General features: G+C 50.4%; 4 protein-coding genes. All 4 read right to left on the reverse strand.

All coding sequences use genetic code 11. The annotated features are described in order from the left end of the window. Positions 1-15: 15 nt before the first annotated feature. The 4 genes from GWG06_RS26700 to GWG06_RS26715 all read right to left on the reverse strand — a co-directional run bounded on the left by GWG06_RS26700 (position 16) and on the right by GWG06_RS26715 (position 6,716). On the reverse strand, positions 16-1,299 hold the full coding sequence (locus tag GWG06_RS26700) for a TolC family protein (protein WP_160717382.1): 1,284 nt from the start codon (positions 1,297-1,299) through the stop codon (positions 16-18). Between the two features lie 54 nt (positions 1,300-1,353). Continuing rightward, complete coding sequence (locus tag GWG06_RS26705; protein WP_202183131.1) at positions 1,354-4,473, reverse strand: efflux RND transporter permease subunit; 3,120 nt, start codon at positions 4,471-4,473, stop codon at positions 1,354-1,356. Positions 4,474-4,515: 42 nt separating this feature from the next. Further along, positions 4,516-5,544 (reverse strand): efflux RND transporter periplasmic adaptor subunit, encoded by a 1,029-nt coding sequence (locus GWG06_RS26710; protein WP_160717384.1) that lies wholly within the window; start codon positions 5,542-5,544, stop codon positions 4,516-4,518. Between the two features lie 263 nt (positions 5,545-5,807). Further along, positions 5,808-6,716: an AraC family transcriptional regulator gene (locus GWG06_RS26715; protein WP_127033997.1), complete on the reverse strand. Its 909-nt coding sequence runs from the start codon at positions 6,714-6,716 to the stop codon at positions 5,808-5,810. Positions 6,717-7,055 lie beyond the last annotated feature (339 nt).

Here is a 7,055-nt window from a genome sequence, read left to right on the forward strand (position 1 = left end):
TACGTTTCTCATTCACTACCTAACCTCACCCGTTACCTTCCTGTACACCGCCTCATTCACCCGGTATTCTGCTTTGCTGTCAATAACATTACTATAGGCTTGTTGCCAGATGGCCTGGGCTTCGAGTACGTCCTTTCCCGTGGTGGTGCCGGCTTTGAAGCGATCGGTTGCCAGTCTGACATTTTCCTCCGCCTGGGAGAGGGAGAGGGTGGATGTTTTTATTTTTTTGACGGACTGGTTGAGTGCCAGCCACGATTGTTGTACTTCCAGGTTAATCAGCTCTTTGGTATCTTCCAGCTGTTGTTGCTGTGCGGCTATTCTGAGAGATTGTTCCTGTATTTTCCGGGAGCGTTTTCCCCAGTCGAAGATGGGAATGCTGACGCTGGCAAGTCCGTACCAGGTGGCCATATAGTCTTTGCCGTTGCTGAAGTTGATACGTTTTCCGAGTGCGCCGTTGCCGCTGGCTGTAATGCCGATGGCGGGCAGGAAGTCGCTTTGCAGTATTTTTTTCTGCAGCGTTTCCGCATCGAGTATATTCTCCAGCATTTTTATCTCCGGGCGTTGTGTTGCGGCCTGGATGGCAGGACTGCCGGTAAGTTCGCTGAAGTCGCCGGTAACGGAGTCGGCTACTGCGAAATCAGTCTGGCCCGGCATACCGGTAATCTGTGCCAGCACCAGCTTCGCCATGATAAGTCCGTCGTTGGCGCGGGTGATGTTGAGTGCGGCTTCATTAAGACTAACCTCCACACGCAGCAGATCATTTTTATAAATGAGTCCTGCCTCGTAGGCGTTCTTCAGCTCAGTATGCAGTGCCTGCAGCATTTCCTGGTATCTGCCGGCGAGGATAATCTTTTCTTTTACCTGTACCACCTGCCAGTAGGCTTTGTCGGCGTTGAGCAATACTTCTGCGGAAGTGAGTTCCTTTTGTGCAGACTGTATGCTGATAGCCTTTCCTGCAGCAGCTTTACCGAGACGGATTTTTCCACCGGCATAGATGGCCTGTGTGGCAGTAACGGCTGCGCTGCCCACATATTCCGGTATCAGGCCACCCATGGCGCCTCCTATCGGTTTGCCGAGATATGCGCCCAGGAGGGAGCCGTCAACAGAAGGGTAGGCGCTGGCGGCAACGGCCTGTTGTGCTGCGGTAGCGGCTTCCACCTGATATTGTGCCGCCCTGATTTTTTTGTTTTGTTCCAGGGCCATACGCCGGCATGCTTCGGCTGTCAGCGCCGGCGTTTGTGCCATGATATGGCTGGCTGTCAGCAGTGCTGACAGTAATAACAGTAGTCTGCAGTTCATTGTCGTTATTTTACAGGCAGATGGCCCGCCGGGGCCACCTGCAGCATCAGTTAATCAATGGGCCGGTTTGTACATGATATCGGTGTCTGCATCTTCCGCCACTACAGGCTCCGGAGCAGGACGTACAAACAGGTAGTAAAGCACGGGTATCACAAAGAGGGTGAGTACCATGGAAACGAGGAGGCCGGAGGCCAGCACGCTGCCCAGGGGCGCCCACAGCGGCGATTTGCCTATAATCATGGGCAGCACTCCGATGGCGGCAGCAGCCGATGTCAGGAAGATGGGCCGCATCCTGCGTTTGGCTGCCGCCAGCGCAGCGGCTTTGATGCTGTAATGATGATCGCGTACCAGCTCATCGGCATAGTCTACCAGGATAATACCGTTGCGCACCACAATGCCTATCAGGCTGATAATGCCCATGAAGGCAGTCATCCCCATCGGGTTGCCGGTGATGTATAATCCCAGGAAGGCGCCCAGTAAACTCAGCGGGAAAGTAGCGAGGATGATGAGCGTTTTACCGAAGGTTTTGAACTGGAACAGTAAGGTCAGCAGAATGAGGATCAGGCTTGTTCCCAGCGCTTTGCCCATACCCGGTGCGTTCTCCTGGGAAGACTCTGCATCGCCGCCGTATTCAATGGAGATACCTTCCGGCAGCTGCAGCCGCTCAATTTCGGGCTGCGCCTTTTTCAGTATTTCAGAGGCCATGATGCCCAGCTGCGCTTCCGATAAAACGGTGAGCGTACGGATACCGTTCCGGTGCGCAATAACGCCGGTATGCCAGGAGGGCGTCAGTTCTGCCACTTCCTTCAGCGGTACTTTGCTGCCGTACATATTGTTCAGATGCAGGCGGCCAAGGTCGCTGAAATCCTTTCTGCTGGAAGCGTCCATGCGGAGAAATATATCTACCGGTTTATCGCCTTCCCATATCTGGGATACGGCGTATCCTTTCAGGCCGGCTCCGATGGTCTGCGTAATCAGCTGATGGGGAACGCCCAGCCTGGCGGCGGCGTCTTCTTTTATTTTCAGGCTGATGCCGAGGTAGTCGTCTTCATAATCGGAACGCACCCAGTTGGTACCTGCTGTATTACACAGTATTTCCCGGACCTGTGCGGCTACTTTTTTCTGGTCGTTCATCTGCTCGCCGATGATGCGGATGGCTACGGGAGAGCCTTCCTGCATGCTCAGCTGCCGCAGCCGTACATAACCGTTGGGAACGAAACCTTCGAACCGGGGCAGGTATTCCTTTACCAGGTCGTTGGTGGCATCGTTGCCGGTGGTGGTGATAAATACCTGGGCATAGTTGCGGCGCGGCATTTCCGGCGCATAGGTCACATTAAAACGCGGAGAGCTGGTTCCCACAAAGCTGGCAATACCAGTCACACGTTTGTCTTTCAGCAGTTCCTTTTCTACCAGCTTCACTACTTTCTCCGTTTCTTCCAGGGATGTACCATTAGCCATCCATATCTCCGCGTTAAATTGTTTGCTTTCACTTAAAGGGAAGTATTCCTGTTTCACTTTACCGGACAGTATTACTGCGAGTACAACGGCGCCAACGGCAATGCCGATGGTTGTTTTAGGGAAACTGAATGCCAGCTCCGCGCATTTGTTGAAGGTATGCTGCAGATGATCCAGCAGGCTTTTCCGCTTTCTGGTGGTACTTACTTTATGTTTCAATCCTTTTTTGATGAACACATAGCAGGTATAGGGCGTTAGCAGCAACGCCACTGCCATGGAGGTGATAAGTGCGATGGCAATCGTTACCGGCAGTGCCGCGATAAAGTCTTTGGAGATGCCGTTCATGAACAATGCCAGTGGCGCAAAGGCGAAGATGATGGCGAGTGTGGCGGTGAAGATAGGAAGCGCCAGCTGCCGCGCAGCCTGCCAGGCTGCAGTCCAGGGCGTAATATCTTCGTCCAGTTTCTCAATATAATTATCCACTACTACGATGGCATTATCCACCACCATGCCCAGTACGATGATGAGCGCTGCCAGCGTTACCTGGTGTAGTTCTATGGATACAATGTTCATCAGCCCGAAGGTGATGAGAATGGAAACCGGTGCTGCCAGCGAGGATACGGCTGCTACCCGGAAGGGCAGCAGGAGCATCACCACGATGATGACGGAGGCAATTGCCAGGCCGAACTCCTTCATAAAGTGGCGGATACTTTCGTCTACCACTTCGGGCTGATTCACGATGGTCGTAATTTTTACATCGCCGGGAAGCTCCTGCTGCAGCACTTTCAGGCGTTCTTCCACAATATGTCCGAACTGCACGATGTTGTTGCCCGGCTGCATTTCAATGGCCAGCATCATCACCTTGTCCTCACTGATACGTATAAACGAAGAAGGCTCTTCATAGCGGCGTTCTATGGTGGCTATATCTTTCAGCCGTACAACGGTGCCTGCCGGCGTGGTGTAGATAATCTGTGCGCCCAGGTCGGCGGCTGTTTTATACTGGCTGTTGGTGAATACGGGAAAAGTATTGGAGCTGATGGTCATCTCGCCGGAGTAGCCGGTGATGTTCTGCATCTGCAGGGTGCGTATAATAGTTGACAGGTCAAAACCATATTGCTGCATCTGCTGATCGTCGATGGTAACATATAGCTGTTGCTTCTGGCCGCCGGACCTGTTAATTTTGGATATTTCCGGAATGGTTTTGAGCCCGTCTTCTATTTTGTCAAGGTATTTTTCTATATCTGCGTAGCTGCGCTGGTCGGAGGATACGGTGATGATCTGTGCGGTTACATCCCCGAAGCTGCTGTTGACAACCGGCCCTATAACGCCGCCTGGCAGGGTTTGCCGGGCAAAGGCATTTAAGCCGTGCTGCAGGGTGCTCCAGAATTTTTTCCTGTCTTTAACAGCGGTATGCAGTTCCACGGTGATGAATACCTGCCCGTCTTTTGTCTGTGATTTTGTTTTCTTCTTATTGACTTCTTCGAAGGAGAACAGGTACTGTTCAATTTTGTTGGTTACCTGTTTTTCCATTTGTAATTCATCGGCGCCGGGATAAAAGGCATACACCATGGCGATGGGCATGTCTATCTTCGGATTTTCGGACCGGGGCATATTCAGCAGGGAATAGATGCCCAGCAGGAGCAGCAGTGTTACCACTACGATGGTTACCTGTTTGTACCGCATGGCCGCCTCGATAAAGCTAATTTTTCTCTTTTTCATTCTTCCCGGATTGTCGGACATTGTAAATGTTTTTTCGATAGCCTACAGGCTGATGGCGGCGCCGTCTTTCATAGTGGCGATACCGGAGGTAATCACCTGTTCGCCGGTGCTGAGGCCGCCGGTAACGATCACTTCATTTTTACCGGTGAGTGCGCCGGTAGTAACGCGTTTACGTATAGCCCTGTTTTGTTTGCCGGCTACAAATACATAGGTGAGGTCGTCTGCATCCCTGACTACCGCCGTGGCAGGAATGGCAATACGGTTGCTGCTTCTGCCGGTATTGATTTTAATATCGGTGAGCATGCCGGGCAGCAGCACACCATTCGTATTACCCAGTTTTATTTTGATAGAATAGGTGCGGGAGGTAATATCTGCCTGCGGATTGATGATGGTGATTTTTCCCTGCAGCGTATCGCCGAGTGCGGGGATGTATACCGCAGCAGTACTTCCGTGTCTCAGCGCGCCAACTTCACTTTCAGGTACTGCTGCCCTGGCATACACCATATCTGTTTTAACAATGGTAAAGGCCGGAATGCCCGGAGCGGCAGCGCTGCCACGCTCTGTTTTACGTGCACTCACAATACCGGAAACGGGGGCATACAGCCGGCTGTCGGCAATACGTTTGGCATTGATCTCCTTGTTGGCCCTGGCCTGCGCCAGCTTGGTCCTGATGTCGATATAATCTTTCTCCGGTAAACTCCCTTTAAGGTATAGCCCGTGCAGGCGTTTGTACATATCTTCTGCCTGGTCCAGTGAGGCGACGGCAATGGCTAAGGCGTGACTGTATTCAGCGGCATCCAGCGATGCCAGCAGCTGCCCCTGCCTGACGGCCTGTCCTTCTTCTACCGCAATATGACTGACTATACCGGGTACCGCAAAGCCAATGTCTGCAGTATTGTCCGGCTCAATCGTTCCGGAGTAGGACAACTCCTGCGGCATCTCATTCATGCTGACGGTGAACACCTGCACTTTCACCGGCTGCGGTGCTGCTTTTTTTATTTCCCTGCTGCCGCAACCTGCCAGCATGACTGTTATGATAAATAAGGAAACTGGTTTAAACATCCCTGACATAAACTGAAGTTGTGATTGATTACAAGAATTTGTGAGGCAAAATTACCGGTGCGGCAGACCGTGAAAAAGGTTCATATATCGGGGAATCTGGTCTGAAAGTCGGTTTGTTTTAATAATAACGGAAAAGCATATACGAAAAGAAACACCTGGGCAGGAATACCCAGGTGCTTATGCTAAACCTACAACTGTTACACTGTTAGTAACGATAACTTCAGGGGAAACATCTTGCATTCATTCTCCATTCCTTATTCGTAATTACCTGTTTAGGGTATCATGGCGCGGAATGTTCTGGGAGACACGCCGGCATGCCGTTTGAAGAATTTTCCGAAGAAAGACTGATCGCTGAAATGCAGCAGCTCTGCTATTTCCGAGATGCTGAGCCGGGAATCTTCCAGCAGCATCTTAGCTTCCATAATAACGATATCATCAATGATTTCACCGGCATTTTTACCCGTAATTTCCTTTACTGTTTCTGTGAGATGCTTGGCCGTGACAAACAGCTGTTCTGCATACTGCTGTACATTGCGCTGATACCTGAACTGCAGCTGTACCAGGTTGGTGAAACTGATGACCAGGCTTTCCTTCCTGGTAATATTGGGCGTCTGTACACTCAGGTACCGTGTACTCATCGCCGCCAGTTCATACCACATCACCAGAAATGTATGCTGCAGCAGTTCTTTCGCAAAAGGAGCGCCATCCATCACTTGCTGATAGCGCACATGAAGTTGTGTGAAGTAGTCTGACAGCATCCCTGCATCTGCAGCTGACAGCTGCCATACCGGCGAATATTTGGACGTGAAAAAATCGTATAGCTCCAGTTTGTTGGCAGGAATACCTATATCTACCAGGAAATCTACCGTGAAATTCAGTACCGCTACAGTAGAATCCTTATCTACATAATCTGTCTTCTTGAGCACATGCGGAGAAATCAGAATCAGGTCATTAGTCACGCAGGTGTATACTTTACGGTCCAGCGTACCTTTCAGCTTCCCCTTCTTCACCAGCATCACAGAAGTAAAATCCGACCTGAAATTAGTTCTGAACTCTTCATATTCTTCCAGTATCAGATCGGGCATGACAAAAAATCCGCTGTCCGGGTTATATTGAAAACCCTTGCTGCGTATGAATTCAGCATGCTTGTAAACGGCGCCTTGTTCTCTCTTCTGTGTCATATACTAACCGGCGGATAATCATCATTTCTGGATACTGCGAAGTTCAGCCGATAAATCTTCCATTAAAAGGTTCATTAGTCGGTAATATTGGTCAGAAAGTCGGTAAGGTGAAGGTAAGGCTTTTGGGGAATTACGAATTACGAATTGCGAATTACGAATGTAGAAGCGAAGATTAAGGTAGATAACTATCAAACCTCTCCTTAAATCTTCGTTTTAATCTTCGCTTCTACATTCGTAATTCGCAATTCGTAATTCTATAGTGTCCGGTTAAAATAACCCAAAGGATAAATAAAAGGAGGCCGATGTGGCCTCCTTTTTTAGTAAGTTTAAGTTACCACA

The organism is Chitinophaga solisilvae (genome assembly GCF_009928525.1).
Taxonomy (GTDB): Bacteria; Bacteroidota; Bacteroidia; order Chitinophagales; family Chitinophagaceae; genus Chitinophaga; species Chitinophaga solisilvae.